This is a genomic window from Pseudomonas sp. P9_35 (assembly GCF_034008205.1).
Lineage (GTDB): Bacteria > Pseudomonadota > Gammaproteobacteria > Pseudomonadales > Pseudomonadaceae > Aquipseudomonas > Aquipseudomonas kilonensis.
The window spans coordinates 1,804,439-1,830,979 of record NZ_CP125373.1; the positions used below are offsets into that span (position 1 = coordinate 1,804,439).

General features: G+C 60.7%; 28 protein-coding genes, 1 tRNA gene and 1 pseudogene. 19 read left to right on the forward strand and 11 right to left on the reverse strand.

Features of this window, described 5'->3' with window-relative positions; translation table 11 throughout:
* Positions 1 to 4: 4 nt before the first annotated feature.
* Positions 5 to 997 (reverse strand): Bug family tripartite tricarboxylate transporter substrate binding protein, encoded by a 993-nt coding sequence (locus QMK47_RS08045; RefSeq protein WP_003198777.1) that lies wholly within the window; start codon positions 995 to 997, stop codon positions 5 to 7.
* A gap of 424 nt (positions 998 to 1,421) precedes the next feature.
* Between QMK47_RS08045 and QMK47_RS08050 the strand changes: the two genes are divergently transcribed.
* Positions 1,422 to 2,093 (forward strand): response regulator, encoded by a 672-nt coding sequence (locus tag QMK47_RS08050; RefSeq protein ID WP_253472224.1) that lies wholly within the window; start codon positions 1,422 to 1,424, stop codon positions 2,091 to 2,093.
* Complete coding sequence (locus QMK47_RS08055; RefSeq protein WP_214512093.1) at positions 2,086 to 3,471, forward strand: sensor histidine kinase; 1,386 nt, start codon at positions 2,086 to 2,088, stop codon at positions 3,469 to 3,471. Before QMK47_RS08050 ends, QMK47_RS08055 begins: the two co-directional genes overlap by 8 nt.
* A gap of 176 nt (positions 3,472 to 3,647) precedes the next feature.
* Here QMK47_RS08055 and QMK47_RS08060 read toward each other — a convergent pair whose 3' ends face one another.
* Positions 3,648 to 4,469 (reverse strand): HDOD domain-containing protein, encoded by an 822-nt coding sequence (locus tag QMK47_RS08060; RefSeq protein ID WP_320390029.1) that lies wholly within the window; start codon positions 4,467 to 4,469, stop codon positions 3,648 to 3,650.
* Between the two features lie 35 nt (positions 4,470 to 4,504).
* Entirely contained in the window at positions 4,505 to 5,446 is a 942-nt protein-coding gene (locus QMK47_RS08065) for a folate-binding protein YgfZ (protein WP_320390030.1), read from the reverse strand.
* A 149-nt stretch (positions 5,447 to 5,595) separates the two neighbouring features.
* On the opposite strand from QMK47_RS08065, the gene QMK47_RS08070 reads away from it, so the two are divergent.
* The gene (locus QMK47_RS08070; RefSeq protein ID WP_003184348.1) at positions 5,596 to 5,850 is read left to right on the forward strand and encodes a succinate dehydrogenase assembly factor 2; all 255 of its coding nucleotides are present in this window, start codon (positions 5,596 to 5,598) and stop codon (positions 5,848 to 5,850) included.
* A complete protein-coding gene (locus QMK47_RS08075; RefSeq protein ID WP_258690539.1) occupies positions 5,834 to 6,286 on the forward strand; it encodes a protein YgfX in 453 nt (150 codons plus the stop codon). The genes QMK47_RS08070 and QMK47_RS08075 overlap by 17 nt, the downstream gene beginning before the upstream one ends.
* Here QMK47_RS08075 and nadB read toward each other — a convergent pair.
* On the reverse strand, positions 6,255 to 7,871 hold the full coding sequence (nadB, locus tag QMK47_RS08080; protein WP_253472232.1) for an L-aspartate oxidase: 1,617 nt from the start codon (positions 7,869 to 7,871) through the stop codon (positions 6,255 to 6,257). The two genes, QMK47_RS08075 and nadB, sit on opposite strands and share 32 nt — an antisense overlap.
* A 559-nt stretch (positions 7,872 to 8,430) precedes the next feature.
* Here nadB and rpoE point away from each other — a divergent pair.
* From rpoE to QMK47_RS08100, 4 genes are all read left to right on the forward strand, one after another.
* Positions 8,431 to 9,012, forward strand: coding sequence for an RNA polymerase sigma factor RpoE (rpoE, locus tag QMK47_RS08085; protein ID WP_003172477.1), 582 nt, complete (start codon positions 8,431 to 8,433; stop codon positions 9,010 to 9,012).
* Positions 9,013 to 9,043: 31 nt separating this feature from the next.
* Positions 9,044 to 9,631 (forward strand): sigma-E factor negative regulatory protein, encoded by a 588-nt coding sequence (locus tag QMK47_RS08090; RefSeq protein ID WP_057449745.1) that lies wholly within the window; start codon positions 9,044 to 9,046, stop codon positions 9,629 to 9,631.
* Between the two features lie 12 nt (positions 9,632 to 9,643).
* A complete protein-coding gene (locus tag QMK47_RS08095) occupies positions 9,644 to 10,591 on the forward strand; it encodes a MucB/RseB C-terminal domain-containing protein (RefSeq protein ID WP_253472234.1) in 948 nt (315 codons plus the stop codon).
* 233 nt (positions 10,592 to 10,824) lie between these two features.
* On the forward strand, positions 10,825 to 12,255 hold the full coding sequence (locus QMK47_RS08100) for a DegQ family serine endoprotease (RefSeq protein WP_072347114.1): 1,431 nt from the start codon (positions 10,825 to 10,827) through the stop codon (positions 12,253 to 12,255).
* A gap of 62 nt (positions 12,256 to 12,317) precedes the next feature.
* On the opposite strand, the gene QMK47_RS08105 is transcribed toward QMK47_RS08100, so the two are convergent.
* The gene (locus QMK47_RS08105; protein WP_258690541.1) at positions 12,318 to 13,751 is read right to left on the reverse strand and encodes a M48 family metalloprotease; all 1,434 of its coding nucleotides are present in this window, start codon (positions 13,749 to 13,751) and stop codon (positions 12,318 to 12,320) included.
* Positions 13,752 to 13,849: 98 nt separating this feature from the next.
* Here QMK47_RS08105 and QMK47_RS08110 point away from each other — a divergent pair, with 98 nt between their 5' ends.
* The gene (locus QMK47_RS08110) at positions 13,850 to 14,089 is read left to right on the forward strand and encodes a sulfurtransferase TusA family protein (RefSeq protein ID WP_014337032.1); all 240 of its coding nucleotides are present in this window, start codon (positions 13,850 to 13,852) and stop codon (positions 14,087 to 14,089) included.
* A 29-nt stretch (positions 14,090 to 14,118) separates the two neighbouring features.
* A complete protein-coding gene (locus QMK47_RS08115) occupies positions 14,119 to 15,189 on the forward strand; it encodes an AI-2E family transporter (protein ID WP_014337033.1) in 1,071 nt (356 codons plus the stop codon).
* 130 nt (positions 15,190 to 15,319) lie between these two features.
* Here QMK47_RS08115 and QMK47_RS08120 read toward each other — a convergent pair whose 3' ends face one another.
* Together QMK47_RS08120 and QMK47_RS08125 are read right to left on the reverse strand one after the other, a co-directional pair.
* Positions 15,320 to 15,793: a peroxiredoxin gene (locus QMK47_RS08120; RefSeq protein ID WP_024616115.1), complete on the reverse strand. Its 474-nt coding sequence runs from the start codon at positions 15,791 to 15,793 to the stop codon at positions 15,320 to 15,322.
* Positions 15,794 to 15,803: 10 nt separating this feature from the next.
* The gene (locus QMK47_RS08125) at positions 15,804 to 16,364 is read right to left on the reverse strand and encodes a glycine cleavage system protein R (RefSeq protein ID WP_214512086.1); all 561 of its coding nucleotides are present in this window, start codon (positions 16,362 to 16,364) and stop codon (positions 15,804 to 15,806) included.
* A 315-nt stretch (positions 16,365 to 16,679) separates the two neighbouring features.
* Between QMK47_RS08125 and dapA the strand changes: the two genes are divergently transcribed.
* The 5 genes from dapA to QMK47_RS08150 all read left to right on the forward strand — a co-directional run bounded on the left by dapA (position 16,680) and on the right by QMK47_RS08150 (position 20,368).
* The gene (gene dapA, locus QMK47_RS08130; protein WP_253472239.1) at positions 16,680 to 17,558 is read left to right on the forward strand and encodes a 4-hydroxy-tetrahydrodipicolinate synthase; all 879 of its coding nucleotides are present in this window, start codon (positions 16,680 to 16,682) and stop codon (positions 17,556 to 17,558) included.
* 17 nt (positions 17,559 to 17,575) lie between these two features.
* Entirely contained in the window at positions 17,576 to 18,691 is a 1,116-nt protein-coding gene (bamC, locus tag QMK47_RS08135; RefSeq protein WP_253472240.1) for an outer membrane protein assembly factor BamC, read from the forward strand.
* Positions 18,692 to 18,695: 4 nt separating this feature from the next.
* Complete coding sequence (locus tag QMK47_RS08140) at positions 18,696 to 19,454, forward strand: MBL fold metallo-hydrolase (protein ID WP_214512083.1); 759 nt, start codon at positions 18,696 to 18,698, stop codon at positions 19,452 to 19,454.
* Positions 19,455 to 19,481: 27 nt separating this feature from the next.
* Entirely contained in the window at positions 19,482 to 20,195 is a 714-nt protein-coding gene (gene purC / locus QMK47_RS08145; protein WP_024616118.1) for a phosphoribosylaminoimidazolesuccinocarboxamide synthase, read from the forward strand.
* A gap of 83 nt (positions 20,196 to 20,278) precedes the next feature.
* A tRNA-Ser gene (locus QMK47_RS08150) sits at positions 20,279 to 20,368 on the forward strand.
* 207 nt (positions 20,369 to 20,575) lie between these two features.
* On the opposite strand, the gene QMK47_RS08155 is transcribed toward QMK47_RS08150, so the two are convergent.
* Positions 20,576 to 20,842 (reverse strand): short-chain dehydrogenase, encoded by a 267-nt coding sequence (locus QMK47_RS08155; protein WP_253478440.1) that lies wholly within the window; start codon positions 20,840 to 20,842, stop codon positions 20,576 to 20,578.
* Between the two features lie 343 nt (positions 20,843 to 21,185).
* On the opposite strand from QMK47_RS08155, the pseudogene QMK47_RS28685 reads away from it, so the two are divergent.
* The 3 genes and pseudogenes from QMK47_RS28685 to QMK47_RS08165 form a co-directional block, all read left to right on the forward strand.
* Positions 21,186 to 21,962, forward strand: a pseudogene (locus QMK47_RS28685) (MCP four helix bundle domain-containing protein); the annotation flags it as partial.
* 78 nt (positions 21,963 to 22,040) lie between these two features.
* A complete protein-coding gene (locus tag QMK47_RS28690; protein ID WP_413817779.1) occupies positions 22,041 to 22,820 on the forward strand; it encodes a methyl-accepting chemotaxis protein in 780 nt (259 codons plus the stop codon).
* A gap of 13 nt (positions 22,821 to 22,833) precedes the next feature.
* Positions 22,834 to 23,580, forward strand: coding sequence for a phytanoyl-CoA dioxygenase family protein (locus QMK47_RS08165; RefSeq protein WP_320390032.1), 747 nt, complete (start codon positions 22,834 to 22,836; stop codon positions 23,578 to 23,580).
* 11 nt (positions 23,581 to 23,591) lie between these two features.
* On the opposite strand, the gene QMK47_RS08170 is transcribed toward QMK47_RS08165, so the two are convergent.
* The 3 genes from QMK47_RS08170 to QMK47_RS08180 form a co-directional block, all read right to left on the reverse strand.
* Positions 23,592 to 23,960 (reverse strand): cupin domain-containing protein, encoded by a 369-nt coding sequence (locus tag QMK47_RS08170; protein ID WP_258690544.1) that lies wholly within the window; start codon positions 23,958 to 23,960, stop codon positions 23,592 to 23,594.
* A gap of 102 nt (positions 23,961 to 24,062) precedes the next feature.
* Entirely contained in the window at positions 24,063 to 24,869 is an 807-nt protein-coding gene (locus QMK47_RS08175) for an AraC family transcriptional regulator (RefSeq protein ID WP_014337048.1), read from the reverse strand.
* Between the two features lie 209 nt (positions 24,870 to 25,078).
* Positions 25,079 to 25,270, reverse strand: a complete 192-nt coding sequence (locus QMK47_RS08180; RefSeq protein WP_014337049.1) for a YegP family protein — start codon at positions 25,268 to 25,270, stop codon at positions 25,079 to 25,081.
* A 302-nt stretch (positions 25,271 to 25,572) separates the two neighbouring features.
* Here QMK47_RS08180 and QMK47_RS08185 point away from each other — a divergent pair, with 302 nt between their 5' ends.
* Complete coding sequence (locus QMK47_RS08185; protein WP_214512077.1) at positions 25,573 to 26,541, forward strand: glycosyltransferase family 2 protein; 969 nt, start codon at positions 25,573 to 25,575, stop codon at positions 26,539 to 26,541.

Sequence of the window (26,541 nt, forward strand, 5' to 3'; positions counted from 1 at the left end):
ACGGTTACTGGATCAGGCCGAACTCTTTGGCCAGCACCTTGTAATCAGCCACTTGTTTCTTCACATAGGCATCCAGTTCCGGTCCGGTCATGGCGAACGGGAACAGCTCGCGCTGGTCGCGCAACTTGGCGAACTCTTCGGAAGCCAGCAGTTTGTCGAACGCGTCTTTCCACCAGGCGTAGTCTTCATCGCTGACCTTCGGCCCGAGGTAGAAGCCACGGACCACTGGCCAGAGGATGTCGTAGCCTTGTTCGCGAGCGGTCGGGATGTCTTTCATTTCCGGCTCGTCCAGGCGTTTATCGGAGAACACTGCCAGCAGGCGCATGTCACCACTCTGGATGTGCGGCATGGAGTCGGAAATGTCCGTACTGCCGACCTGAATATGACCGCCGAGCAGGGCCGTGGCGATTTCACCACCGCCTTCGAGTGCCACGTAGCGCAGTTTGCGCGGGTCGATGCCGGCAGCCTTGGCGATCAGGGCTGTTTGCATCCAGTCCTGGCTGCCGACGGTGCCGCCGGAGCCGATCACCACCGAGCCTGGATCTTTCTTCAGGGCCTGCACCAGATCGTCGAGGTTCTTGTAGGGCGAATCGCTTTTTACCGCGATGGCGCCGTAGCTGGTACCAACGGCCGCCAGCCAGCGCACGGCGTTTTCATCGAAACGACCGAACTTGCCTTGGGCCAGGTTCAGCAACGAACCACTGGACCAGGCCACCAGCGTGCCGGCGTCGGCCGGACGTTGGGCGACCACTGCGTTGTACGCCACCGCGCCAACACCGCCGGGCATGTAGGTCACGCGCATGGGTTTGGTCAGCAGCTTCTGGTTCACCAGCGCGCTTTGCGCCAGTTTGCACGTCAGGTCGAAACCGCCGCCCGGTGCCGCCGGGGCGATGCATTCGGGGCGCTTGGGCTCTTTGGATGGATCGGCGGCGAGCAACTGCCCGGCGAACATCAGGCATCCGGCGGCCAGGGCTACTTTACGCAGTGATAGGTTCATTGTTGTCTCCACAGGATTGTTGTTATGTGTGGTGAAAATGTGTCGTGACGGATCCCGCCCAGGTCATCGCTGATGGGGCGCGCAGGTCGTTACCGGGATTGAATACAGGGCGACACCGCCCAAGGCGGTCTGGTTGGAGCGAGAAGGGCGAGCAGGCGCTGGGGCCTGTAGCTGCATGGACAGCATGGTGAGTACTCCGCTTTTATTTTTCTTATTTTAGGACGAAAACGCTTCGTGGCATTTTTCATTCGCGATCGGGCCGCGGCGGTCAGTCGAAACTATCCGTAAAGTGACTCTAACGGCCTAACCTTTCGCTAACCTTTCAAAAGCTTTCAGCGTGTTTTTTGCCTTCACAGTCGCGGATGCGGCTGTAAACTCCGCGCCAAAGAATGGCGTCGGCCATCCCTGAATCGAGGAATAATCCATGCGTGTTCTGCTCGTCGAAGACCATCTGCAGCTCGCCGAAAGCGTTGCCCAAGCGCTCAAGAGCACTGGTTTGACCGTGGACGTGCTGCACGACGGCGTCGCGGCCGACCTGGCCTTGAGCAGCGAGGAATACGCAGTAGCGGTCCTGGATGTCGGGCTGCCGCGCATGGACGGTTTCGAGGTTCTGGCGCGTCTGCGGGCCCGCGGCAAGACCTTGCCGGTGCTGATGCTGACCGCTCGCAGCGACGTCAAGGACCGTGTCCATGGCCTGAACCTCGGCGCCGACGATTACCTGGCCAAGCCATTCGAGCTCACTGAGCTGGAGGCTCGGGTCAAGGCACTGTTGCGCCGCAGCGTGCTGGGCGGTGAACGCCAGCAGCGCTGTGGCGGGCTGGTCTATGACCTGGACACCCGCCGCTTTACCCTCGACGATGAGCTGTTGACCCTGACGTCCCGCGAGCAAGCCGTGCTGGAGGCGTTGATCGCCCGGCCGGGGCGGGTGATGAGCAAGGAGCAACTGGCGGCCCAAGTGTTCGGCCTGGACGAAGAGGCCAGCCCCGACGCCATCGAAATCTACGTCCATCGCTTGCGCAAGAAACTCGATGGTCGTGCGGTGGCGATCGTGACGTTCCGCGGCCTTGGCTACCTATTGGAAAATCGCAATGCATAAGCCCGACAGCCTGCGCTGGCGGCTGCTTCGCAACCTCGCACTGCTGCTGGTGGTCTTGATGCTCGCCAGCGGCTTGAGCGCCTATTGGAACGGTCGCGAGGCTGCCGACACCGCCTACGATCGGACCCTGCTGGCCTCGGCCCGGACCATCGCCGCGGGCCTTTCGGCGCGTGACGGCAGCCTCAGTGCGGATGTGCCCTACGTGGCCCTGGATACTTTCGCCTACGACAGCGCCGGGCGCATTTATTACCAGGTCAATGACATCGACAAGAAGCTGATTTCCGGCTACGAAAACCTCCCCGGCCCGCCGCCCGGCACGCCGCGCACGGACGATTACCCAGCCCTGGCGCGTTTTTACAACGCTCGCTATCAGGGTCAGAACGTGCGGGTGGTGAGCCTGCTCAAGGCCGTGAGCGAGCCGAACATGAACGGCATGGCGGAAATTCGCGTAGCGGAGACTGAAGAGGCGCGGGTCAGCATGGCCCGCGGGCTGATGGCCGACACGCTGTTGCGCCTGGGCATGCTGGCCGTGGGCGCGCTGCTGTTGGTGTGGTTTGCAGTCAGCGCGGCATTGCGCCCGCTGGAGCGCTTGCGCACGGCGGTGGAGGAACGCCAGTCGGATGATCTGCGACCGTTGCCGCTGGTGGAAGTGCAGCACGAATTATGGCCACTGGTGCGGGCCCTCAACCATTTCACCGAGCGTCTGCGCGGGCAATTCGAGCGTCAGGCGCAGTTCATCGCTGATGCCGCCCATGAGCTGCGCACGCCCTTGGCCGCGCTCAAGGCGCGTCTTGAGCTGGGCTTGCGAGCCAGCGAGCCAGCGACCTGGCGTGAAACCCTGGAAACTGCGGCCCAAGGTACTGACCGGCTAACCCACCTGGCCAACCAACTGCTGTCCTTGGCGCGTGTGGAAAACGGCGCCCGGGCCATTGCCGAGGGCGGTGCGCAACTGCTTGATCTCAGTCAGTTGGCCCGTGAGTTGGGCATGGCCATGGCGCCGCTGGCCCATGCCCGAGGGGTGGCGCTGGCCCTGGAAGCCGACGAACCGGTATGGCTGCGGGGCGAGCCGACCTTGTTGAACGAGTTGTTGAGCAACCTGGTGGACAACGCCCTGGCCCATACCCCATCGGGCGGCAATGTAATCCTGCGGGTTTCTGCCCCGGCCGTGCTGGAGGTCGAGGACGATGGCCCCGGCATTCCGCTGCACGAGCGGGACCGGGTGTTCGAGCGCTTCTATCGACGCAACCAGCAAGTGGCCGGTTCGGGGCTGGGCTTGGCGATCGTCGGCGAAATCTGCCGTGCGCACCTGGCGCAGATCACCTTGCACGATGGGCAGGAGCGCGGGTTGAAGGTGCGGGTGAGTTTTATCCCAGGGTAACCCTGACGATGCAAAATCCTGTGGCGAGGGAGCTTGCTCCCGCTGGGGTGCGAAGCAGCCCGAAGCTTTTGCGGCCGCTGCGCGACCGAGCGGGAGCAAGCTCCCTCGCCACAAAAGCGTCTCCTGACCACAAAAGAGCGGCATGGCCAGAGAGGCCTTCGTGGCTTCAGATGTCTCTAATAGAACATCGACCGCGCGTCTTCGATATCCGCGCAGCGGGCCTTGTTCTCCGGGTCGATGCCCAGTTTCTTGAAGGCGGGAACCCCGGACATGTCAATCATGCTCAGTGGATGGTCGGTGTCCTTGTAGCAATACAGCGCTGCGACCTGCACCAGGTCGACATAATCGATTTGCTTGGAATCCCGGGTGAAATCCAGATACAGCCCCGGCAGTTTCACCAGCCGCTCCGGAAACTCCCAGACGCTGAGTAGTTTGTCCCCCAGCACCGGGTGAATCGTTTCGATGACGTGATTGAGGCTGACCGGGTCCGACAGCAATTCATTGTTGTCTTGCGCATACGTCAGGATCGGCAACACGCCGATCTGGTGCACCAGCCCACCCAACGCAGCCTGGTCGGGCTTGAGTTGGGTGTAACCGCGACACAGCGCATAGCTGACGCCGGCGATCTCCAGGCTCTTGCGCCAGACGTCGCGCATCTTCAGTTCCACCACCTCGGAGCGGGCGTGGAAAATCTGCTCCATGACCAGGCCGATGGCCAGGTTGCTGCTGTAGTTGACGCCCAATCGAGTGATGGCCGTGTGCAGGTCGGTGACTTCCTGGGTGGCGCGCAGCAGTGGGCTGTTGACCACTTTTATCAGGCGTGCCGAGAGGGCCGTATCGCGGCCGATCACTTTGCTCAGGTTGCTGACGCTGATTTCCGGGTCTTCGGCGGCCCGGCGAATCTGCAGGGCCACTTCCGGTAATGTCGGCAGAACCAAGTCATCGTTGTCGATGGCCTGCACCAAATCCCGTTGGACCTTATCCGCCAAATCGCTCATTTCGGTTCTCTAGGGTATTGCGGCAAATGCTGCGATCAGCGCTGGATTTCGCGGTCGCGATCCAGTTCGTAAGGCAGGTCCAACTGTTGAAGGCGTGGGCCTTCCAAGGTACCGAGATGCAAATTGTCGTCTTCTGCTGCTTCGGCCTGCAATACCGCCAGTAGTTCGATGCTTCCTTCGCCGCGGGCAGCCATCACCACTTCGCCGATGGAACTGCCATGTGTGGGGGAGAACAGCGCCGTGCCGGGTTCCGGCAGTTCGCTGGCGTCCAGCTGCAAGCGGTACAGGCGTCGCTTGAGCTTGCCCAGGTATTGCATGCGGGCGACGATTTCCTGGCCGGTGTAGCAGCCTTTCTTGAAACTGACGCCGCCGACGGCTTGCAGGTTGAGCATCTGCGGGATGAACAGTTCGCGGGTGGCTGGCATGACCTGGCCGATTCCGGCGCGGATCTGGCCCAGCAGCCAGGGGTTCAGGTCCGCTTCGGCCAATTCTGCGCCCAGGCGGGTTCGCAGCTTCTGTGCCTGTTCGGCGGGTGCCCACAATTCGGCGCGACCGGGAGATACGCGGATGGCGATCAAGGCTTCATGACGAGCCACGCTGTCGGTGTCGCTTGGCAGTTCGAGGCCCAGGCCAGTCAGCGCCTTGTCGGCGTTTTCCAGGCCGAAGCGAACCCAGGCCGCGCTTTCGTCGGTGAGCTTGGATTTGGAGAACACGGCATATTTTTTCAGGTCGGCCAGTTGCGGTTCGAGCAGTTCGGCGGCCATGGCCATCAACACACCGTCGCCTTCGAGCAGGATGCGGAAGCTCGATTGCATCCGGCCTTTCTGGGTGCAGCGGGCGCCGAGGCTGGCCCGGCTGTCGCTCAGGTAGTCGAGGTTGCAGGTCAATTGGCCTTGCAGGAATTTGCTGGCATCCACGCCGCGGACCGCGAGGACGCCTTCGTGGGACAGGGTGCAGAAAAAAGCGGAATCAGCCATGGGTCATCGCAGGATAAAAGGTCTGGTGGACATCATAAGGTGGCGCCCTTGAAATGGGTAGTTCACAAAGGATCGGTGGTGCCCGACCAAAGCTGTCTGTTCCACTGCGGCGGGGCCTGTATACTTGCGCTCTATTTGAGGAGCGCTCCATGGTCGAAGATGTTGAACTGAATCGCCTCTACTGGCACAGCCGCCGCGGCATGCTTGAACTGGACGTGTTGCTGGTGCCATTCGTCAAAGAGGTTTATCCCCATCTCAATGAAGTGGACCGCGCGTGCTATGTCCGCCTGCTCGAATGCGAGGATCAGGACATGTTCGGCTGGTTCATGGAGCGCAGCGAATCCGAAGACCCTGAGTTGCAGCGCATGGTCCGGATGATTCTGGACCGTGTCCAACCCAAGTAAGCGCTTCGAATGCCGCTGGCAGGCCTCCGGGCAACTGCTGGCGGCCTATCTGCTGGCCCAGGTGTTTGCCCTGGGTTCGTTGTTCCTGTTGTCCGTACCGTCCTGGTTCGCAGCGCTTGGCATCGTATTGTGCCTGGCCCATGGCGCCTGGGTGATTCCCCGATATGTAGTGCTGACCCATCGCCGGGCTTTCTGCGGGCTGCGTCGTAATGCCGCTGGCTGGCAACTCTGGAGTCGGGCCGATGGGTGGCGGGCTGTGCAACTGCGCCCCGATAGCCTGGCGTTGCCGATGATCGTCGTGCTGCGTTTTCGCTTGCAGGGTGAACGGCGGGTCCGGTCGGTGTGTGTGCCGCGCGACGCGCTGGCGCCGGATATCCATCGGCGCCTGCGGGTGCGGCTCAGGTTCAGTCGGCGTAGGTGGGCGGCACCAGGATAGTATCCCGTGCCTCGGGCAGCAGGTTCGGGTAGTCCAGCGTGTAATGCAGCCCCCGGCTTTCCTTGCGTTCCATGGCCGAGCGAATCATCAGTTCGGCCACCTGGGCCAGGTTGCGCAGCTCGATCAGGTCGCGACTGACTTTATAGTTGCTGTAGAACTCGTCGATTTCATCCAGCAGCAGGCGCACCCGATGTTGCGCCCGTTGCAGGCGCTTGTTGGTGCGCACGATGCCCACGTAGTCCCACATGAATCGCCGCAGTTCGTCCCAGTTGTGCGCGATGATCACGTCTTCGTCCGAATCGGTGACCTGGCTGGCGTCCCACGAGGGCAGGGCGGCTGGAACGGCAATCTGCGGCAATTGCGCCAGGATGTCTGCCGCCGCCGAGCGGGCGTAGACAAAGCATTCCAGCAGCGAGTTGCTGGCCATGCGGTTGGCGCCGTGCAGGCCGGTGAAGCTGGTTTCGCCGATGGCATACAGGCCAGGCACGTCGGTGCGGCCCTGTTGGTCGACCATCACGCCACCGCAGGTGTAATGCGCCGCCGGCACCACCGGGATCGGCTGCTTGGTGATGTCGATGGAAAACTCCAGGCAGCGTTCGTACACCGTCGGGAAGTGGCTCTTGATGAACGCTTCGGGCTTGTGGCTGATGTCCAGGTAAACACAATCGATACCCAGGCGCTTCATTTCGTGGTCGATGGCCCGGGCGACGATGTCGCGCGGTGCCAGTTCGGCGCGCGGATCGAAGCGCTGCATGAAGCGTTCGCCGTTGGGCAGCTTCAAGTGTGCACCTTCGCCACGCAGGGCTTCGGTGATCAGGAAGCTCTTGGCCAGCGGGTGATAGAGACAGGTGGGGTGGAACTGGTTGAACTCCAGGTTCGCCACCCGGCAACCCGAACGCCAGGCCATGGCGATGCCATCGCCGCAGGCGCCGTCGGGGTTGCTGGTATAAAGATAGACTTTTGCTGCGCCGCCGGATGCCAGGATGACGAAGCGCGCGCCGTAGGTGTCGACTTCACCGGTGCCGCGATTGAGCACGTAGGCGCCGAGGCAGCGATCGCCGTCCAGGCCCAGGCGTTTTTCGGTGATCAGGTCGACCGCGACGCGCTGTTCCAGCAATTCGATGTTCGGCCGCAGTCGCGCTTGTGCGAGCAGGGTCTTGAAGATCGCTGCTCCAGTGGCGTCGGCCGCATGGATGATGCGCCGATGGCTGTGACCGCCTTCGCGCGTCAGGTGGAACTCGAAACCGCCGTCTTCGGTGCCCGATTGTTCGTCACGGGTAAACGGCACACCCTGGTCGATCAGCCACTGGATGGCTTCCCTGCTGTGCTCCACGGTGAAACGCACCGCCTGTGGATTGCACAGGCCACCGCCGGCGTTGAGGGTGTCGTCGACATGGGATTCAATGGTGTCGGTATCGTCCAGTACGGCTGCGACACCGCCCTGGGCCCAGAAGGTCGAACCGTTGGCCAGGTCGCCCTTGCTCAGGACTGCAATGCGCAAATGCGCAGGCAACGTCAGTGCCAGGCTCAATCCGGCGGCTCCGCTGCCGATTACCAGAACATCGTGTTGAAACTGTTGGCTCATTCGAATGGTTTCCGCTCAAGGCGACCCGGGTCGGGGTTGGCGCAAGACACCGCTTCAACGGGTCAGGCAGCCACGCAGCCCACTAGTATATAGAGGGGGGGATCGGCACAATAGCCGGGCATTCATGGCAATGTGAAACCAGCGTGACAGAAAAGCGACACGCTTCGTCGGATCGCCGGTTTGGGTACAACATCGATAAGGCCGCCGTTTCGAGGACAGAACGCTGTTTATCTCGTCACGGTTGCCTGATATTCAGTGTGCAGCGCTATAAATAGCGGGAACTTTTGCCGAGCGCCTACGTTCAATAGACGGTTGTCTGCAAAAGGGAGCAGCGTCGGGTTGGTGCAAGATTTCGATTGGAGTCTCTGCCGTCAGTCCCGGTGACAGATTATTCGCGCAGCCGGGGAATCTCCTGCTGCGTTTTTCGTGCGTGCCGAGATCAGAGCGCGCCGGAAACTTGCTTGGAAGGGGGAGAACTTTTGCGAAAAGCCCGAGTCTATGTTTGCAAGCCCGGTCAATTAGTAATGCAAGCCTCCTTCGAGCTTATCGAGGAGTGTTCATGCTAACCCAGGAAGAGGATCAGCAGCTGGTCGAGCGCGTCCAACGCGGCGACAAGCGAGCTTTCGATCTGCTAGTGCTTAAATACCAGCACAAAATTCTCGGGTTGATCGTGCGTTTCGTGCACGACACCCATGAAGCGCAGGATGTCGCTCAGGAAGCCTTCATCAAGGCCTACCGCGCACTTGGTAATTTTCGCGGGGACAGCGCGTTTTACACGTGGCTTTACCGCATCGCCATCAACACGGCGAAAAACTATCTGGTTTCACGCGGCCGCCGGCCGCCGGATAGCGATGTAAGTTCTGAGGATGCCGAGTTCTATGATGGCGATCATGGCCTCAAGGATCTCGAGTCACCAGAACGCGCGTTGCTGCGGGATGAGATCGAAGGCACTGTCCATCGAACCATCCAGCAATTGCCCGAAGATTTGCGTACGGCTTTAACTTTACGCGAATTCGACGGTCTGAGTTACGAAGACATTGCGAGCGTCATGCAATGTCCTGTAGGCACCGTGCGCTCCCGGATCTTCCGCGCCCGGGAGGCCATTGATAAAGCCCTGCAACCTTTGTTGCAGGAAAACTAGAGACAGCGGCGACAGCCAAGAGAGGAACGCCATGAGTCGTGAAGCCCTGCAGGAATCGCTGTCCGCAGTTATGGACAACGAAGCGGACGAACTGGAATTGCGTCGGGTATTGAATGCCTTCGACGATGTTGAAACCCGTGAGACCTGGGCTCGTTACCAGATCGCCCGGGCCGTGATGCACAAGGACTTGTTGCTTCCACGCCTGGACATCGCTGCGGCCGTTTCCGCTGCATTGGCTGACGAAGCCGTACCGGCAAAAGCCTCCCGCGGACCATGGCGCAGCCTGGGTCGCCTGGCAGTAGCCGCTTCGGTCACCGTGGCCGTACTGGCCGGTGTGCGCCTGTACAACCAGGATGAGATTGCCGGCGTGCAGATGGCGCAACAGTCCAACCAGCCAGGCCTGGTCGCTCCACAGGTCAAAGGCCCAGCAGTACTGGCCGGTTACAGCGAAGGCTCGGAAACCGCAGGCCCGATGGTCAATGGTGTTCTGCAAGGCCAACCTGGCTGGCATGATCAGCGTCTGCCCAACTACCTGCGTCAGCATGCTCAGCAAGCTGCCCTGAAAGGTACTGAAAGCGCGCTGCCTTACGCCCGTGCAGCCAGCATGGAAAACCGTTAATAAGGAAAACCATTGCGCGCCATACCTCTATTCACGCTTCTGCTTGGTGGCTGGTGTGCGATTCCAGCCCATGCCGATGAGGCTCAGGATTGGTTGAACCGCCTGAGTCAAGCCGAGCAGCAGCAGAGCTTCCAGGGCACTTTCGTTTACGAGCGCAACGGTAGTTTTTCTACCCATAACATCTGGCATCGCGTCCAGGATGGCAAAGTCCGCGAGCGGTTACTCCAGCTCGACGGCTCGGCACAGGAAGTCATGCGCATTGATGGACATACTCAATGCGTCAGTGGCTCCTTGATCGCGGGGCTGGGCAATACGCCTGACGGCACCTCACGTGCGCTCGATCCGCAAAAACTCAAGAATTGGTACGACCTGGCCGTCATTGGCAAGTCGCGCGTGGCCGGGCGTCAAGCGGTCATTGTGGCGTTGACGCCCAAGGACCAGCATCGTTATGGCTTCGAGCTGCACCTGGACAAAGAGACTGGCTTGCCGCTCAAGTCCCTGTTGCTCAATGACAAGGGCCAGTTGCTCGAACGTTTCCAGTTCACCCGCTTGAATGTCGCGGCGCCGACAGACGGTGATCTGCAAGCCAGCGCCGAATGCAAGGCTGTCACGCAGGATTCCGTCAAGGTCGTCGCGGTGAAAGCCGCCTGGCACTCGGACTGGCTGCCGCCTGGTTTCGAGCTGTCCAGCAGTGCCGTGCGCAAGGACCCGGACACCCAGGTCCAGGTCAACAGCTTGATGTACGACGATGGCCTGGCGCGCTTCTCGGTGTTCCTGGAACCGTTGAACGGTGCCAACGCCACTGATACCCGTACTCAGCTCGGCCCGACGGCTGCCGTCTCCCGCAGGCTCACGACGCCCCAGGGCGAAATGATGGTCACGGTGGTCGGTGAGATTCCTATCGGTACGGCGGAACGGATTGCGCTTTCCATGCGCTCCGACGTCACGGCGACTCAATAGCCTGCTGGCTGCATGGGTGGTTCGATTGTGCGAGAGGCTGATGATGCCAGGGCTTGATCGAAATGCCGAAACTTCCTGTCAGTATTTTCATTTGCAAAAAACCAGCTTTTTTTCTATAGGTCAGAGCCGCTCGGCCCTGGCCTTGTCTGTTCCGGAACAAAAATACCGGCGTATCTTTTCCTGGTATTCCTTGCTCCATATCGCTTAACCATGCTCGTCGTAACGGGAGCCGTATGTCGATACCACGCTTGAAAACCTATCTCTCTATCCTTGCCACCGTGCTTGTGCTCGGCCAGGCCGTTCCTGCCGTGGCGGTCGAGTTGCCCGACTTTACGCAATTGGTCGAGCAGGCGTCGCCCGCCGTAGTGAACATCAGCACGACCCAGAAACTGCCGGATCGCCGCGTATCGGACCAGCAAATGCCGGACCTGGAAGGCTTGCCGCCGATGCTGCGAGAGTTCTTCGAGCGCGGCATGCCGCAACAACCCCGTTCGCCCGGCGGTGGTCGCCAGCGCGAAGCGCAATCCTTGGGTTCGGGTTTCATTATTTCGCCTGATGGCTACATCCTGACCAACAACCATGTGATCGCCGATGCCGACGAAATCCTGGTACGCCTGGCCGATCGCAGTGAGCTCAAGGCCAAGCTGATCGGCACCGATCCACGTTCCGACGTGGCGCTGTTGAAAATCGAAGGCAAGGATCTGCCCGTGCTCAAGCTGGGCAAATCCCAGGACCTGAAAGCCGGCCAATGGGTCGTGGCCATCGGTTCGCCGTTCGGCTTCGACCACACCGTGACCCAGGGCATTGTCAGCGCCATCGGTCGCAGCCTGCCGAACGAAAACTACGTGCCGTTCATCCAGACCGACGTGCCGATCAACCCGGGTAACTCCGGTGGCCCGCTGTTCAACCTCGCGGGTGAAGTCGTCGGCATCAACTCCCAGATCTATACCCGTTCGGGTGGCTTCATGGGCGTGTCCTTCGCGATTCCGATCGACGTTGCCATGGACGTGTCCAACCAACTGAAAAGCGAAGGCAAGGTCAGCCGTGGCTGGTTGGGCGTGGTCATTCAGGAAGTGAACAAGGACCTGGCCGAGTCGTTCGGGCTGGAAAAACCGGCCGGTGCGCTGGTGGCGCAGATCCAGGAAGGTGGCCCGGCTGCCAAGGGCGGCCTGCAAGTGGGTGACGTGATCCTGAGCATGAATGGTCAGCCGATCGTCATGTCTGCCGACCTGCCGCACTTGGTGGGTGCCCTCAAGGCCGGTGCCAAGGCCAATCTGGAAGTGATTCGTGAAGGCAAGCGCAAGAACGTCGAATTGACCGTCGGCGCCATTCCTGAAGAAGGCAAGGAGTTGGATTCGCTGCCCAAGTCTGGCGTCGAGCGCAGCAGCAACCGTCTGGGCGTGGCGGTGGCCGAACTGACTGAAGAGCAGAAGCGCACCCTGGAGCTCCAGGGCGGTGTGGTGATCAAGGAGGTGCAGGATGGTCCTGCCGCCCTGATCGGCCTTCAGCCGGGCGACATCATTACGCACCTGAACAACCAGGCCATCGGTTCCGCCAAGGAGTTCACCGACATCGCCAAGGCGTTGCCGAAGAATCGTTCGGTGTCGATGCGGGTCCTGCGCCAGGGGCGTGCCAGCTTCATCACCTTCAAGCTGGCCGAATGACCGGTTAGCGGCTCAAAAAAAACCGCCTCGAGAGAGGCGGTTTTTTATTGCCTGGCAAATGCTCAGCCCATCATGTCCTTGACCATGCGTTCCTGCTCCATGAGTTCCCGCTGTCGGGCATCGATGCGTGACGACAGGGGAAAATTGGTGCCGGCGCGCCGTTTGGCGAAGTCCAACTGCTGAATGGCCTGACGGTAGTCGCCTACCAGTGCGAAGTACTCGGCACGAGCCTGATGCAGGCCGATGATGTTGCCCGACAGCCCGCGGGTCTCGGCCACCATGTACCAGACGTCCGGATCGTCCGGGCGGGTCTTGAGCAAGGATTCCAGGGCCTTCTCGGCATCGGCGGGGCGGTTCTGCTTGAGCAGCAGGTCGACGCGTACCTGGTTGAGTGGATAGTTGCCTGGGTATTGGCCCAGCATCCGCTCGACGCGCGATTGAGCGTCGGCCAGTTTGTTGTTGGTGATGTCCAGGTCCACCTGGGCGAGGTTGTAGATGATCTCGTTGGGCGATTTGGCCAGCAACGGCTGGAGGTTCTCCCGGGCTTCATTCAACTGGCCCCCCTTGATCTGCGCGATCGCCAGGCCATAGCGTGCCACGTCGTTCTTCGGGTTCTCATCCAGCTGCGCCCGGAAGCGCTTGGCGGCCAGGCCCGGGGTTTCTTCGTAGGTCAACTGGACCCGAGCGCGAATCAGTTGATAGCGCACACTGTCCTCGATACCGCCCGGCTTGGCCTGTTCGGCGCGGTTGCGGGTGTCGGCGATCCGGGATTCGGTCACCGGGTGAGTCAGCAGGAATTCCGGGGGTCTGGCGTCGAACCGGTACTGGCGCATCAGACGCTCGAACATGGTCGGCATGGACCGTGGATCATAGCCGGCTTTCTCGAGGTTCTGGATGCCGATGCGGTCCGCTTCCTGTTCGTTCTGGCGCGAGAAACGCCGTTGTTCCTGGATGGCCGCAGCCTGGGTCCCGGCGATGGCCGCGATCCCCGCGTCACCGCCACCGGCGGCGGCAATCACGATGCCGGCCAGCAGCGCGGCCATCATTGGCACTTGCATGCGCTGCTGGGCTTCGACGCCGCGGGCGAAGTGGCGTTGTGACAAGTGCGCCAGTTCGTGGGCCATGACCGAGGCGTATTCGCCTTCGGTCTGTGCATTGAGGAACAGGCCGCCGTTGACCCCGACGATTCCGCCAGGTGCGGCGAAGGCGTTGAGCTGCGGGCTGTTGATCAGGATGAACTCCAGGCGTCGGTCGTTGACCTGGCTGGTTTCCACCAGTTTATAGACGCTGGATTCGACGTAGTCCTTGAGCTGTGGATCGTTGAGCTGTGAAACCTGGCTGCGCAGCAGGGCCAGCCAGGCGCGGCCCAGTTGGTGCTCCTGTTCTGGCGAGACGATGGCAGAACTGGCATCGCCAAGTGACGGCAGGTCGTCGGCGAAGCCCGGTGAGGCAAGCAGGCAAGCGAGCGTCAGCAGGGTGGGGCGCAGAAATGTCATGCACGAAGCCTTAGTCGACAAAGACCTTACTGTAGCCGGACACCGGGCCCGGGACCAGATATTCTAGGCCGCTCAACGATCTGCCGCGGAGTGAACCCATGACTGATGCTGTAGCCCACGATGCCGAACTGGACGCCAGCGGCCTGAACTGTCCGTTGCCGTTGCTCAAGGCCAAGCTGGAACTCAATCGCCTGGCCAGCGGCAGTGTGCTCAAGGTGATCGCCACGGACGCGGGCTCGCAGCGTGATTTCCGCACCTTCGCCCGATTGGCCGGTCATACGCTGCTGCGTGAAGAAGACGATAACGGCGTCTACCGTTACTGGCTGAAAAAGGCCTGAAAACCGACAGCGTTTCTTAAGGATTTTTAATGTTCAAAGTGTTACGCGACTGGATCCAGCGCTACTTCTCCGATGAAGAAGCTGTGGTCCTGGCAGTGCTGCTATTCCTGGCCTTTACCGCCGTGCTCACCCTGGGCGGCATGCTGGCGCCGGTGCTGGCGGGGATGGTGCTGGCGTACCTGATGCAAGGGTTGGTCACGACCCTGGAGCGCTTGCGGTTGCCGGGTGCGGTGGCGGTGGGCTTGGTGTTCGCCCTGTTCATGGGCTTGTTGTTGGTGTTCATAATCGTGATCGTGCCGCTGCTCTGGCACCAGTTGGTGACGCTCTTCAACGAGTTGCCGGGGATGCTTGCCAAATGGCAGTCCGTGCTGTTGCTGTTGCCCGAGCGTTATCCGCACCTGGTGTCCGACGAGCAGGTGTTGCAAGCCATTGAAGTCGTGCGCGGCCAGATTGGCAAGTTCGGCCAGTGGGCGCTGACGTTTTCGCTGTCCAGCCTGCCGCTTTTGGTCAACATCATGATCTACCTGGTGTTGGTGCCGATCCTGGTGTTTTTCTTCCTCAAGGACCGGGAAATGATCGGCCGTTGGGTCCGAGGCTACCTGCCGCGTGAGCGAGCGCTGATTACCCGGGTGGCCCAGGAGATGAACCGGCAGATCGCCAACTACATTCGCGGCAAAGTCATCGAGATTTTCATCTGCGGTGGCGTGACCTACATCGGCTTCGTCGCCCTGGGGCTCAATTACGCCGCCTTGCTGGCGCTGCTGGTGGGCATCTCGGTGGTAGTGCCTTATGTCGGCACCGTGGTGGTGACCGTGCCGGTGGCCTTGATTGCGCTGTTCCAGTGGGGCTGGAGCGATCAGTTCATCTACCTGATGGCGGTCTACGGGATCATCCAGACGCTGGACGGCAACGTGCTGGTCCCGCTGCTGTTTTCCGAGGCGGTGAACCTGCATCCGGTGGCGATCATCTGCGCGGTGCTGCTGTTTGGCGGGCTGTGGGGGTTCTGGGGGGTGTTCTTTGCGATTCCCCTGGCGACGCTGTTCAAGGCGGTGCTGGATGCGTGGCCGAGCAAGGAGCCGGTGGTGGCGCCGTTGTTGTAGCTTGGGTAATGGGGTGAGGCTTTTGGCCCCATCGCGAGCAAGCTCGCTCCCACAGGGATTTGATTAACACCACCAATCCAGTGTGGGAGCGAGCTCGCTCGCGATAGCGCCAGTACAGGCAGCGAAAATTTCAGCCCTTGTTGAGGGCCTGAGCCGCCGCCAACACCGCATCCACATGCCCCGGCACCTTCACGCCACGCCATTCCTGGCGCAGCACGCCGTTCTTGTCGATCAGGAATGTGCTGCGATCAACGCCCAGGTACTCCTTGCCATAGAGCTTTTTCAGCTTGATCACGTCGAACAGCTGGCAGACGGCCTCGTCCTTGTCGCTGATCAGCTCGAACGGGAATTCCTGCTTGCACTTGAAGTTCTCGTGGGACTTGAGGCTGTCCCGGGAGACGCCGAACACTTCGGTGTTGGCGGCCTGGAACTGCGCATACTGGTCCCGAAAACCCTGGCCTTCGGTGGTGCAGCCCGGGGTGCTGTCCTTGGGGTAGAAGTAGATCACCACCTGTTTACCCTTGAGGGCGGCGAGGCTGATGGTCTGCCCGCTGGTGGCGGGTGCCTGGAAATCGGTAACCGGCTGGTCGACTGCAACGGCCATGAACGCTTCCTTACATTGGGTTTTGTGGGCGCCACGGTTCGATCAGGGCATCCAGGTTCATCGCATCGGCGAAATCCAGGAACTGATCGCGCAGCCAGCTGATCTGGGTGCCGGCCGGCAGGGTCACGGTGAACGTGGCATTGAGCATGGTGCCGCCGGTCTGTGGGGCCTGGTAGGTGTCGCAGGTCAGGTTTTCCAGCTCGACGTGATGGTCCATGAAGAACTGGCACAGCTCGTTGATGATGTCCGGACGATAGGCCGAGCTCACATAGGCCACGTAGGGCAGGGCCTGGGGACGGTTCTCCAGCGCGGCGCTACGCACCACGTTGACGGTGAAGGCATGCTTCTTGGCCAGCGCCGGCAGGCTGCCTTCCAGGCGAGCCAGGGCGTCCCAGCTGCCGGAGATCTCGAGCACGAGTGCACTGCATTCGCCATGACGGGTCAGGCGTGAGGTCACGACGGCGCAGCGATTTTCATGGCTGGCGCGGCACAGGACGTTAGTCAGCTCCATGGGGTTGGCGCCAAGGGCACTGATAACAAGGAATTGTTCGCGGACTGTGGGGGTGGACATGCAGCATTCCTAAAGCGATGAGCGGTCGGTACTGTTGCCGCTCGATACAGCGCCAGGCCCTGAGAAACGAACGGCTCAAGCCTTGTGCCCGGGGTTGCGCTGCATTCCATGACAGCAGGAACGCACCAGGACAAACCCGGGATCGGGGCTTGCGGCGACGAAAACGGAGGCTGGAAACCGGCGTATGAGCTTGTCGGTACCGATCAAAGCCTGAAGGGTAGCGAAAACCATCGCCAAGGGGAATGGTAGTTCGCTTGTACAAGCATCTTGGCGCCAGTACCATTACCGCTCTCTTTTTCCGGCAGGAGCGGTTTCATGATTGCGGGCAGTATGGTGGCACTGGTCACACCCATGGATGCACAAGGGCATCTTGACTGGGCCAGCCTCAGCAAACTCGTGGACTTCCACCTTGAGAACGGCACCCATGCCATTGTCGCTGTCGGTACCACCGGCGAGTCGGCAACCCTCGACGTCAATGAGCACATCGAAGTCATCCGTGCCGTGGTCAAGCAGGTCAACGGGCGCATTCCCGTCATCGCCGGCACCGGCGCCAACTCGACCCGCGAGGCCGTCGAGCTGACCCGCAACGCCAAGGAAGCCGGTGCCGACGCTTGCCTGCTGGTCGTTCCGTACTACAACAAGCCGACCCAGGAAGGCTTGTACCAGCACTTCAAGCACATTGCCGAAGCCGTCGACATCCCGCAGATCCTCTATAACGTTCCCGGCCGCACCTCCTGCGACATGCAGGCCGAGACCGTGATCCGCCTGTCCACCGTGCCGAACATCATCGGCATCAAGGAAGCCACCGGCGACATGAAGCGCGCCAAGGCCATCCTCGATGGCGTGAGCAAGGACTTCATCGTGCTGTCCGGCGATGATCCGACCGCGGTCGAGCTGATCCTGCTGGGCGGCAAGGGCAACATCTCCGTCACCGCCAACGTTGCTCCGCGCGAAATGGCCGACCTGTGCGAGGCCGCGCTCAAGGGCGACGCCGAGACCGCACGGGCCATCAACGAAAAACTGATGCCATTGCACAAGGACCTGTTCCTCGAGGCCAACCCGATTCCGGTGAAGTGGGCCTTGGTTGAAATGGGCCTGATGCACGAAGGCATCCGCCTGCCACTGACCTGGCTGAGCACCCCCTGTCACGAACCGCTGCGGCAGGCCATGCGCCAGTCCGGCGTCCTGGTTTAATTGAGGAAGTACAACGCATGAAGCGAATGGCCGGACTTTCCGCACTTGCCTTGATTATCTCCAGCACCAGCGGCTGCGGATGGATCTGGGGGCCGGAAGGTTACTTCCGCGACCGTGGTAGCGATTACCTGCAGGCGCAACAGACTGCACCGATGCAACTGCCGCAAGATGTCAGCGTTGCCAAGCGCCTCGATCCGCTGCTGCCGATCCCGCGCAACGTAGCCGACGACAGCGTCAAGGGCGAATACATCGTCCCACGTCCACAGCCGCTGTCGGCCGTGGCCGATGCCAGCGACTACACCCTGCAGAAGAGCGGCGACTCCAGCTGGGTCATGGGCCAGCATCCACCGGCCGAAGTCTGGCCGGTGGCGATCCAGTTCTTCCAGGACAACGGTTTCCGCCTGGACGAACAGCGCCCACAAACTGGCGAATTCACCACCACCTGGCAGCGCTCCGATGAACTGTCCGCCGCCATGGCCAAGCGCATGAGCGCCGCCGGCGTTGCTGCCGACAGCGAAACCCGCGTGCGGGTGCGTATCGAGCCGGGCGTGCAGCGCAACACCAGTGAAGTCTATGTGGTCAGCGCCGAGCGACCTGCTGGCAGCACCGCCGACGTGGCCTTCAGCAACCGTTCGGTCAATACCGGCCTCGACGCTGCGCTGGTGGACGACATGCTCGCCAGCATGAGCCGTAACGCGGAGCAGGGCGGTTCGGTCTCGATGCTGGCCTCCAAGGAGTTCGATGCGCCGAGCCGCGTCAGCCTGAGCGAAGACGGCAGCGGCAACCCGGTGCTCAACGTCGGCTCCGACCTGGACCGTGCCTGGTCGAGCGTTGGCCGTGCGCTGGAGCAGGGCGAATGGCGCGTTGAAGACATCAACCGCAGCCTGGGCCTGTACTACATCAACCTCGCTGAAAAGGCCGAGAAGAAAGACGATAAGCCTGGCTTCTTCAGTGGCCTGTTCGGCAGCAAGCCGGACAAGGAAGAAATCGAAGCCCGCGCCGAGCGTTATCAGGTTCGCCTGAGCAAGGTCGGCGACAACGTCCAGGTCACCGTCGAGAAGAACATCAACACCGTGGCGCCGGCCGATGTGGCCCGCAAGGTGTTGGGCGTGATTCAGGACAACCTGGGCTGATCCGATGCGTTTTGCCGTTCTCGGCAGCGGTAGCCAAGGGAACGGCACGCTGGTAGCCAGCGCCGGCACGTATGTGTTGGTCGATTGTGGTTTCTCCCTGCGGGAAACCGAGAAGCGCCTGTTGCGCCTGGGTGTGCACCCGGCGCAACTGAGCGCGATACTCGTGACCCACGAACATGCCGACCACGTGCATGGCGTGGGTTTGCTGTCTCGGCGCTACAATCTGCCGGTGTACCTGAGCCGTGGGACACTGGAAGGCCTGCGCAAACCCATCGAGCCGGCCGGGTTCGTGGCCGGTGGCGAGCAACTGCGCATCGGTTGCCTGGATATCAGCGTGGTCAGCGTGGCGCACGATGCCCGGGAACCGACGCAATATGTGTTCAGCGACGGCGAGCGGCGCTTTGGGCTGCTGACCGACCTGGGGTCGTATTGCGACAGGGTGATGGACAGTTACCGGGACCTCGATGCGTTGATGATCGAGTCCAACCACTGCCGCGACATGTTGGCGCGTGGTTACTACCCGTACTTCCTCAAGCAGCGGGTAGGCGGGGAATACGGGCATTTGAACAACCACCAGGCAGCGTTCCTGGTGGCCGAGTTGGGCTGGCAAGGCCTGCAACACCTGGTCCTGGCCCATCTGAGCAGCAAGAACAACCTGCCGCAGCTGGCCCGGCAATGTTTTGTCGACACCCTCGGGTGCGACCCGGACTGGCTGCAACTGGCCGATCAAGATTCAGGGCTCGACTGGCGACATATCGCCTAGCCCACTACTTAGCAAGCGGAGCCCATCATGGAAAAACGTGAAGAACTCTACCGCGGCAAAGCCAAGTCGGTTTACAAGACCGACGACGCTGACCGCTTGATCCTGCTGTTTCGCAACGACACTTCGGCGTTCGACGGCAAGCGTATCGAACAGCTGGACCGCAAGGGCATGGTGAACAATAAGTTCAACGCCTTCATTATGCAGAAGCTCGAAGCCGCCGGCGTGCCGACCCAGTTCGACAAGCTGCTGGGCGACAACGAATGCCTGGTCAAGAAGCTGGACATGATCCCGGTCGAATGCGTCGTGCGTAACTACGCCGCCGGCAGCCTGGTCAAGCGCCTGGGTGTGGAAGAGGGCTTGAAGCTCAACCCTTACACCTTCGAGCTGTTCCTGAAGGACGACGCCAAGGGCGACCCGTTCATCAACGAATCCCACGTCGTGGCATTCGGTTGGGGCACCGCCGAGCAACTGGTCCGCATGAAGGAGTTGTCCCTCAAGGTCAACGAAGTACTGACCAAGCTGTTCGACGACGCCGGCCTGCTGCTGGTGGACTTCAAGCTTGAATTCGGTGTGTTCAGTGACGGCTCCATCGTCCTGGGCGACGAATTCAGCCCGGACGGCTGCCGCCTCTGGGACAAGGACACCAAGAAGAAGATGGACAAGGACCGCTTCCGCCAGGGCCTCGGTGACGTCATCGAAGCCTACGAAGAAGTCGCCCAGCGCCTGGGTGTGCCGCTGTAATCGACGCAAGCATCTGATAGCACGGAAAAAATTTCGCTCGGGGGTTCGCTTCCGGCGAATGTGCTGGTATGATGCGCGCCACTGGAGAGATGCCGGAGTGGCCGAACGGGACGGATTCGAAATCCGTTGTACTGGCGACAGTACCTAGGGTTCAAATCCCTATCTCTCCGCCATTATTGTGTATGACTAAGCCCCTGAAATGGTTGAACATTTCAGGGGCTTTTTCGTTTTCGTCATCTGTCAGTCTGGCGTAAATCCTGTGGGAGCAAAGCTTGCTCGCGATTGAGGTAAGCCAGCCGACAACGATATTGGCGACTCTACCGCTATCGCGAGCAAGCTTTGCTCCCACAGACATTACGTCTGACTGACAAGTATTATCCCTAGACAGGTTCTGCATCCAATCGTCGGGCTATGACGTCGAGCACGTCGCAGCCATCCCTCAAGGAGATGCAGCACAGCTGTGCAAAGTCCTGGAGGACCACTGAATCACTCGGAATGTCCCCTCGCATGGCGAGGTTCTCTAAAAGCTGGGTGACCGCGCGAATTCTATAGCCCGCCGTGTCGAGCAGGATGTGCAAAGGCGCAGAGGTATCGACGAAGAGGGGTTGATCGTCGGCATTGCTGGTAAGAGCCATGTATCTATTCATTTCAAACTCCGCTTGATTGAGGGCTTTCTTACCATTTGTCATTGAGTCGCCAAACCCAAGCCGCTTTTACGAGCGACATTTGGACTATAGGGCCGCGCTGGAGAAATCATCAATCAGATGATGAGTCAGAAAATTCCCTGAATTATGTGGGCGGGAAATGTCAGAAAAGTCCCCGCTGCAATTGCGTTCCCCCAGCTTTTTATCCCGCCCAAACCCCCTCCATAACCCGCATAACCACGGCATTTCCAACACCCAAAGCTTTGTAACAATTGGACTAATGGTCTATAGCTCAAGGCATGGCTGCCGATAGGCCAGTTAATCCCCATGAAAGGAGTGACACCCCATGCCGCGGTTTTTTGCCGATCTGGGCTTTCGCTGGAAAATCACCCTGCCCATTGCGTTCCTGGCGTTGCTGTTGGTGCTGATGGGGTGGTCGGGCATGCGTGGCATTAGCCAGGTGACTGAGTCGAGCACGCAATTGACCAAGCGCTACCTGCCGGCCATCAGCCTGTTGCTCAACGCCGATCGTGATCTCTACCAGGCCTTTGTTGCCGAGCGCAGTCTGCTTGGGGGCAATGCGGGCAGTCATTCCGAGGCACTGCGTGCCAGTCATCGGGATAATCTGAAGCAAGCTTATGATCGTGTGCAGAAATATGCCGCGATGCAGCCGAGTGCCGAGGCGTTGGCGCTGGTCAGTCAGTTCAATGACCGTTTTGCACAGTGGTCGCAGGTTTCGCGGCAGGTGGTCGAGCAGGCCGCGAGCAATCCGCAGGCGGCCAGTGCGCTGAGTTTTGGTGACGGTGAAAGTAAGTTCGACACCATGCGCGATGCCATCGACAAGCTCGGTGAACTGGAAGACGAAGCATCGCTGCGCGAGGGGCAAGCGGCGATTGACCATGGCCAGGCTGTTGGGGTGCAGCAGGGCGGTATCTTGTTGGTGGGTCTGCTGGGTTGCATCCTGCTGATTGTGGCCTTGCCCATGGTCGTGCTGCGCCCAATGCGTCGACTGCTGCACCGTGTTGAACAGATCGCCGAGGGCGGTGGCGATCTGAAGGGCCGTCTTGAGGTGCGTTCGGCTGACGAGTTGGGCCAGCTTGGCAGCGCGTTCAACCGCTTCCTCGATAAGCTGCAGCCGTTGATTGCCGAAGTGGGCCGCGTGACCGGGGAGGTGGATGCCGCCGCTCGGGCCATGGCGAATATGGCCGCGACCAATGACAAGTTGATCAGCAGCGAACACGCGGCGCTCGACCAGGTCAGTACTGCGGCGACCCAGATGAGCGCCGCGGTGCATGAGGTGGCACACAATGCCATGAACGCGTCGGACGCCGCCCAGCAAGCCAGCAGCCAGTCTCGTGACGGCACCGCGGTCGTCAGCAGCACCATCGAATCGATCCGTCAGTTGGCCCAGGAAGTGGAGAGCGCTTCGGGCACCATTGAGGCACTGGCCCAGGAAACCTCCAGCATCGGTGCCGTGCTCGAGGTGATCCGGGGCATTGCCGAACAGACCAACCTGCTCGCGCTGAACGCGGCCATCGAGGCGGCACGGGCGGGCGAGCAAGGCCGCGGTTTCGCTGTCGTGGCCGATGAAGTCAGGGCCCTGGCGGCGCGTACCCAGGATTCGACCAAGGACATTCAGGTGCGTATCGAACGGCTGCAAAGCGGTGTCGCCAGGGCCGTGCAAGCCATGCAGGTCGGCAGCAGCAAGGCCCGTGACAGCGTCGAACGTGCGGCGGGTGTCGATCAGGTGCTCAGCGGCACCAGTGGCTCGATTCAGCGGATCAACGACATGGCCGCGCAGATCGCCAACGCCTGTGAGGAGCAGAGCAGTGTCACCGAAGAAATCGCCCGCAACATCTCCGACATCCGCGACTTGTCCAACGAAGCGGCAGCAAATTCTGCCCAGAGCATGCATGCCAGCCAGCAGCTTTCCGGCCTGTCGAGAAACCTGGCAGAACTGACCGGCCGCTTCCGCACTTGAGACGGATGCGGTCGTGTCCATCGACGATCGCCTGAGAGCCCTGCACCAGGACGGTTTCGTCCTGATGCAGGGCGTGTTGGATGCCCGGCAGATCGCCGACCTGCGCCATGCCATCGACCAGTTGAAGCCCCAGCATTGGGACTACAGCGGCGTCATCGATCATTACAAATGTGTGTTCAATCGCGATCCGTTCTGGCTGCCGTTCCTGGATGTGGCCGGGGTGATCGAGCTGGCCGAGGCGGCCCTGGGCGATGATTGCCATGTCATCGGTCAAACGGCCTGGCGCTGCCGTCCCGGTTTTACCGGGGCGCCGTTGCACCTGGATTATCTGGTGATGCAATTGCCGCCAGGGTTGTTGGCCGACCCTGGCTTTGAACTGCCGATGCAGGTTTTTACCGCGCAGTTTTACCTGGATGACATCGACGCCGACTTGAGCCCGACCCAGGTCATTGCGGGCAGCCACAAAGCCGGTCGGGCGCCAGTGAAGGGCGAAACGCAATGGCAGGGGCGCCCCGCGCAGCCCGTGCTATGCCGGGCGGGCGATGTGCTGGTACTGCGCAGTGAGTTATGGCACGCCGGCAGCGACAACCGGACCGCCGACCGCACGCGTTACATGCTCCAAGTGCACTATGGCCGGCGGATGGTCGCGCAGAAGTTCTCACCTTACTTGCATTGGCAGTTCAACCCTGTGGTCTTGGCCGCCGCGACACCTCGTCAGCGACGGTTGTTGGGCGATCACCAGGAAGCTGAATACGATTGAGCCTGGCTCAGTCAGATCCACACATCATTGACTGCCGTTCGCTCATTGGTTTGCTCGCCGGTATTGAGGACGCCGCGAGGCTCGATCAACAGCAGTTTCACTTCGTGTGCGGCGCTGGGTTTGTGCTCGACACCTTTTTTGACCACGTACATTTCGCCCGGCCCTATGGTCACCGCACCGTCGAGAAAGTCGATACGCAACTCGCCCTCCAGCACGATGAAGGTTTCATCGGTGTCGGCGTGGGCGTGCCAGATGAATTCGCCTTCGAGCCGGACGATCTTGAATTGGTAGTCATTCATTTCGGCCACGACTTTCGGTGCCCATTGTTCGTGGAACAGTGCGTATTTCTGAGCGAAGTTGATGGGGGCGTAGTGGGTCATCGAGGCATGCTCTTCAGGTGGGTGGTGAGCTGTACCTTACTGTCGGAGCCTGGGTGCGTATTGGATGATCGTGCAGCTTTTTGCCGTGCGCAGCCTCTGCCTTCAGCGCAGCATTTTCAGCCAGCGTGCCGGTGAAATACCGAAGGCCTGGGTGTGCAGTCGGGTCATGTGGCTCTGATCGAAAAAACCACAGGCCAGGGCTGCTTCGCTCAACGGCATGCCATGCAATACCAGGCGCCGGGCTTCGTTCAAGCGGCGCTGAGTGATGTAGCGATAGGGGCTGGTGCCGTAAAGTGCCCGGAAATCCCGGGACAGGCTCCATCGATCCCGGCCGCTGGCCTGCACCAGGTCATCCAGTGTGATCGCCTGGTGGAGGGCATCGTGGATGAACAGGCGGGCACGCTCCGCCGCCGGGTAGTCGATCAGCCGCCGCCCACGTCGGCTGCCGGCCGCGATGTCGAGTGCCTGGGCCATATCGTAGATGGCGTCCTCTTCCTCCAGCGGGTCGAGGGGATGATCCAGGCCGTTCAATAGTCGACGGGTCGCGATGTTGAGGCGAGGGTCGTTGGACAATCCTCCTCCGATGAAGGGCAATGGCTTGCCCCCCAGCACTTGCTGGATCAGCGACGGTTCTATGTAGAGCATCCGGTAGCGAAAACCCTCGCTCGTCCCGGCTTCGCCATCGTGCACCTCGTCCGGGTGCAGGACGACGGTGCCGCCGGGCTGGCTGTGGCGTTTGCTGTGGCGATAGTTGAAGCTCTGCACGCCGGAAAGTGTGATTCCGATGGCGTAGGTGTCGTGGCGATGGGTGGTGTAGCCATGCCCGCTGAAATAGGCCTCGATGCGTTCCATTTTCCTCGATTCGGGCGCCCGTACCAGCCAGTCGCGATTATGGATTGATCGAGTCATTGCACCAGCCTCCTGCTTTAGTCCGCATACCCTACCTGCCTGAAAACTTTCGTTACAGCAAAAAAAAGCTAAACCGGTGTAGGAGCTGCGTAGGAGCTGTCGAGTGCAACGAGGCTGCGATCTTTTCCCTGACACTTGAATCTCAGGCGAAAGATCAAGATCAAGAGATCGCAGGCTTCGCCAGCTCCTACAGGGCCCGCGCGGCGCTGTTAGATCTCCTTTACCGGCGTTTCGCCCTGGACATTCTTGATCAGCCCGATGACGTGAAGGCAGTCACTCTTGTTCACATAGGATTCGCCGCTGGCGATCGTTTCGTGGTTGCCGGCTCTCAAGCGCCAGCGCCATTGGCCTTTTCCAGTGCTCGGGGTGCCTCGGGTCTGTCGATAGATTTCAAAATACATCGGTTCGCTCCCTGCGATTCATTCAGTCAAGACATGCGTTGGACATGTGGCTGCCAGCCTAGCCAAGTGGCTGGTTTTGGCTACGGGAAATTCGTTTCCATTGGTTATCAAATATTGCCGGAAATGAGCCTGGATCGGGCGTTCGACTACTTCCATGGAAAAAGTCATGTTGCGAACATGTGGTCGGCTGGAAGTTCGGGCTTGATCCTTGCGTTGCCCTGCTCGGTCCTGCTTAATACGTTTCGACGCCTAGGGCCGCAAGCCGATGGGACTGAAAACACTATAAGAAAAAGAGCCATCAAGTGACTGAATATCCAGGAACGGATCTGCAGGGTCGTCTAGCGCTTTCGCTTGTCATTCCGGTCTACAACGAAGTCCAGTCCATCGATGTGTTCATGGCCAGGATCGACCAGGTCTTTGCCCATGAATCGCTGGTGAGCCTGGAGCTGGTGTTCGTCAACGACGGCAGCGTGGACGACACATTGGTGCTGCTGCTGGAACGGCAGAAGACCGATCCGCGCATCCGAGTCGTCGACCTGAGTCGCAACTTCGGCAAGGAAGCGGCGTTGAGTGCCGGCCTGCAAGCCGCCCGCGGCCAGGCGGTGGTGCCGATCGATGTCGATCTGCAAGACCCTCCCGAAGTGATCCTGGAAATGATTGCCCATTGGCGCAACGGTGCCGAAGTGGTGCTGGGCCATCGGATCAACCGCGACTCCGACTCCTGGGCCAAGCAGGTTTCCGCCAACGGGTTCTACCGGCTGCACAATAAAATCGCCGACCACAAGCTGCCGGAGAATGTTGGCGATTTTCGCTTGATGGATCGCTGTGTGGTCGATGCCCTGCAAACCCTGCCTGAATCGCGGCGCTTCATGAAAGGGCTGTTTGCCTGGGTAGGATTCCGCACCACCTACGTGGATTACGTCAGGCCTGAGCGGGCCGCCGGTGAAAGCAAATTCAACGGCTGGCGCCTGTGGAATTTTGCCCTTGAAGGCATCACCAGCTTCAGCACCGAACCGCTGCGTATCTGGACGTACCTGGGGCTTTGCGTGTCGCTGGTGTCCTTTGCGTTCGCCATCTTCATCGTGCTTCGGACCCTGATTTCCGGGGTTGACCTGCCGGGCTATGCCTCGCTGATGGTGGCGGTCACGTTCCTGGGCGGGTTGCAACTGATCGGCATCGGCGTGCTGGGTGAGTACCTGGGCCGCACCTACATCGAATCCAAGCGTCGACCGGTTTTCCTGGTGCGGCGCATCTATGACGCCAAGGACTGA

Bases quoted from the DNA above. Each gene is read 5' to 3' on its own strand.
- QMK47_RS08125 (WP_214512086.1), bottom strand. From the start codon at position 16,364: ATGTCCACCCCCACAGTCCGCGAACAATTCCTTGTTATCAGTGCCCTT.
- nadB (WP_253472232.1), bottom strand. From the start codon at position 7,871: ATGAGCCAACAGTTTCAACACGATGTTCTGGTAATCGGCAGCGGAGCC.
- QMK47_RS08050 (WP_253472224.1), top strand. From the start codon at position 1,422: ATGCGTGTTCTGCTCGTCGAAGACCATCTGCAGCTCGCCGAAAGCGTT.
- QMK47_RS08055 (WP_214512093.1), top strand. From the start codon at position 2,086: ATGCATAAGCCCGACAGCCTGCGCTGGCGGCTGCTTCGCAACCTCGCA.
- dapA (WP_253472239.1), top strand. From the start codon at position 16,680: ATGATTGCGGGCAGTATGGTGGCACTGGTCACACCCATGGATGCACAA.
- QMK47_RS08065 (WP_320390030.1), bottom strand. From the start codon at position 5,446: ATGGCTGATTCCGCTTTTTTCTGCACCCTGTCCCACGAAGGCGTCCTC.
- rpoE (WP_003172477.1), top strand. From the start codon at position 8,431: ATGCTAACCCAGGAAGAGGATCAGCAGCTGGTCGAGCGCGTCCAACGC.
- QMK47_RS08180 (WP_014337049.1), bottom strand. From the start codon at position 25,270: ATGTATTTTGAAATCTATCGACAGACCCGAGGCACCCCGAGCACTGGA.
- QMK47_RS08175 (WP_014337048.1), bottom strand. From the start codon at position 24,869: ATGACTCGATCAATCCATAATCGCGACTGGCTGGTACGGGCGCCCGAA.
- QMK47_RS08090 (WP_057449745.1), top strand. From the start codon at position 9,044: ATGAGTCGTGAAGCCCTGCAGGAATCGCTGTCCGCAGTTATGGACAAC.
- QMK47_RS08045 (WP_003198777.1), bottom strand. From the start codon at position 997: ATGAACCTATCACTGCGTAAAGTAGCCCTGGCCGCCGGATGCCTGATG.
- QMK47_RS08115 (WP_014337033.1), top strand. From the start codon at position 14,119: ATGTTCAAAGTGTTACGCGACTGGATCCAGCGCTACTTCTCCGATGAA.
- purC (WP_024616118.1), top strand. From the start codon at position 19,482: ATGGAAAAACGTGAAGAACTCTACCGCGGCAAAGCCAAGTCGGTTTAC.
- QMK47_RS08070 (WP_003184348.1), top strand. From the start codon at position 5,596: ATGGTCGAAGATGTTGAACTGAATCGCCTCTACTGGCACAGCCGCCGC.
- QMK47_RS08060 (WP_320390029.1), bottom strand. From the start codon at position 4,469: ATGAGCGATTTGGCGGATAAGGTCCAACGGGATTTGGTGCAGGCCATC.
- QMK47_RS08105 (WP_258690541.1), bottom strand. From the start codon at position 13,751: ATGACATTTCTGCGCCCCACCCTGCTGACGCTCGCTTGCCTGCTTGCC.
- QMK47_RS08120 (WP_024616115.1), bottom strand. From the start codon at position 15,793: ATGGCCGTTGCAGTCGACCAGCCGGTTACCGATTTCCAGGCACCCGCC.
- QMK47_RS08155 (WP_253478440.1), bottom strand. From the start codon at position 20,842: ATGAATAGATACATGGCTCTTACCAGCAATGCCGACGATCAACCCCTC.
- QMK47_RS08110 (WP_014337032.1), top strand. From the start codon at position 13,850: ATGACTGATGCTGTAGCCCACGATGCCGAACTGGACGCCAGCGGCCTG.
- QMK47_RS08140 (WP_214512083.1), top strand. From the start codon at position 18,696: ATGCGTTTTGCCGTTCTCGGCAGCGGTAGCCAAGGGAACGGCACGCTG.
- QMK47_RS28690 (WP_413817779.1), top strand. From the start codon at position 22,041: ATGGCCGCGACCAATGACAAGTTGATCAGCAGCGAACACGCGGCGCTC.
- QMK47_RS08100 (WP_072347114.1), top strand. From the start codon at position 10,825: ATGTCGATACCACGCTTGAAAACCTATCTCTCTATCCTTGCCACCGTG.
- QMK47_RS08170 (WP_258690544.1), bottom strand. From the start codon at position 23,960: ATGACCCACTACGCCCCCATCAACTTCGCTCAGAAATACGCACTGTTC.
- bamC (WP_253472240.1), top strand. From the start codon at position 17,576: ATGAAGCGAATGGCCGGACTTTCCGCACTTGCCTTGATTATCTCCAGC.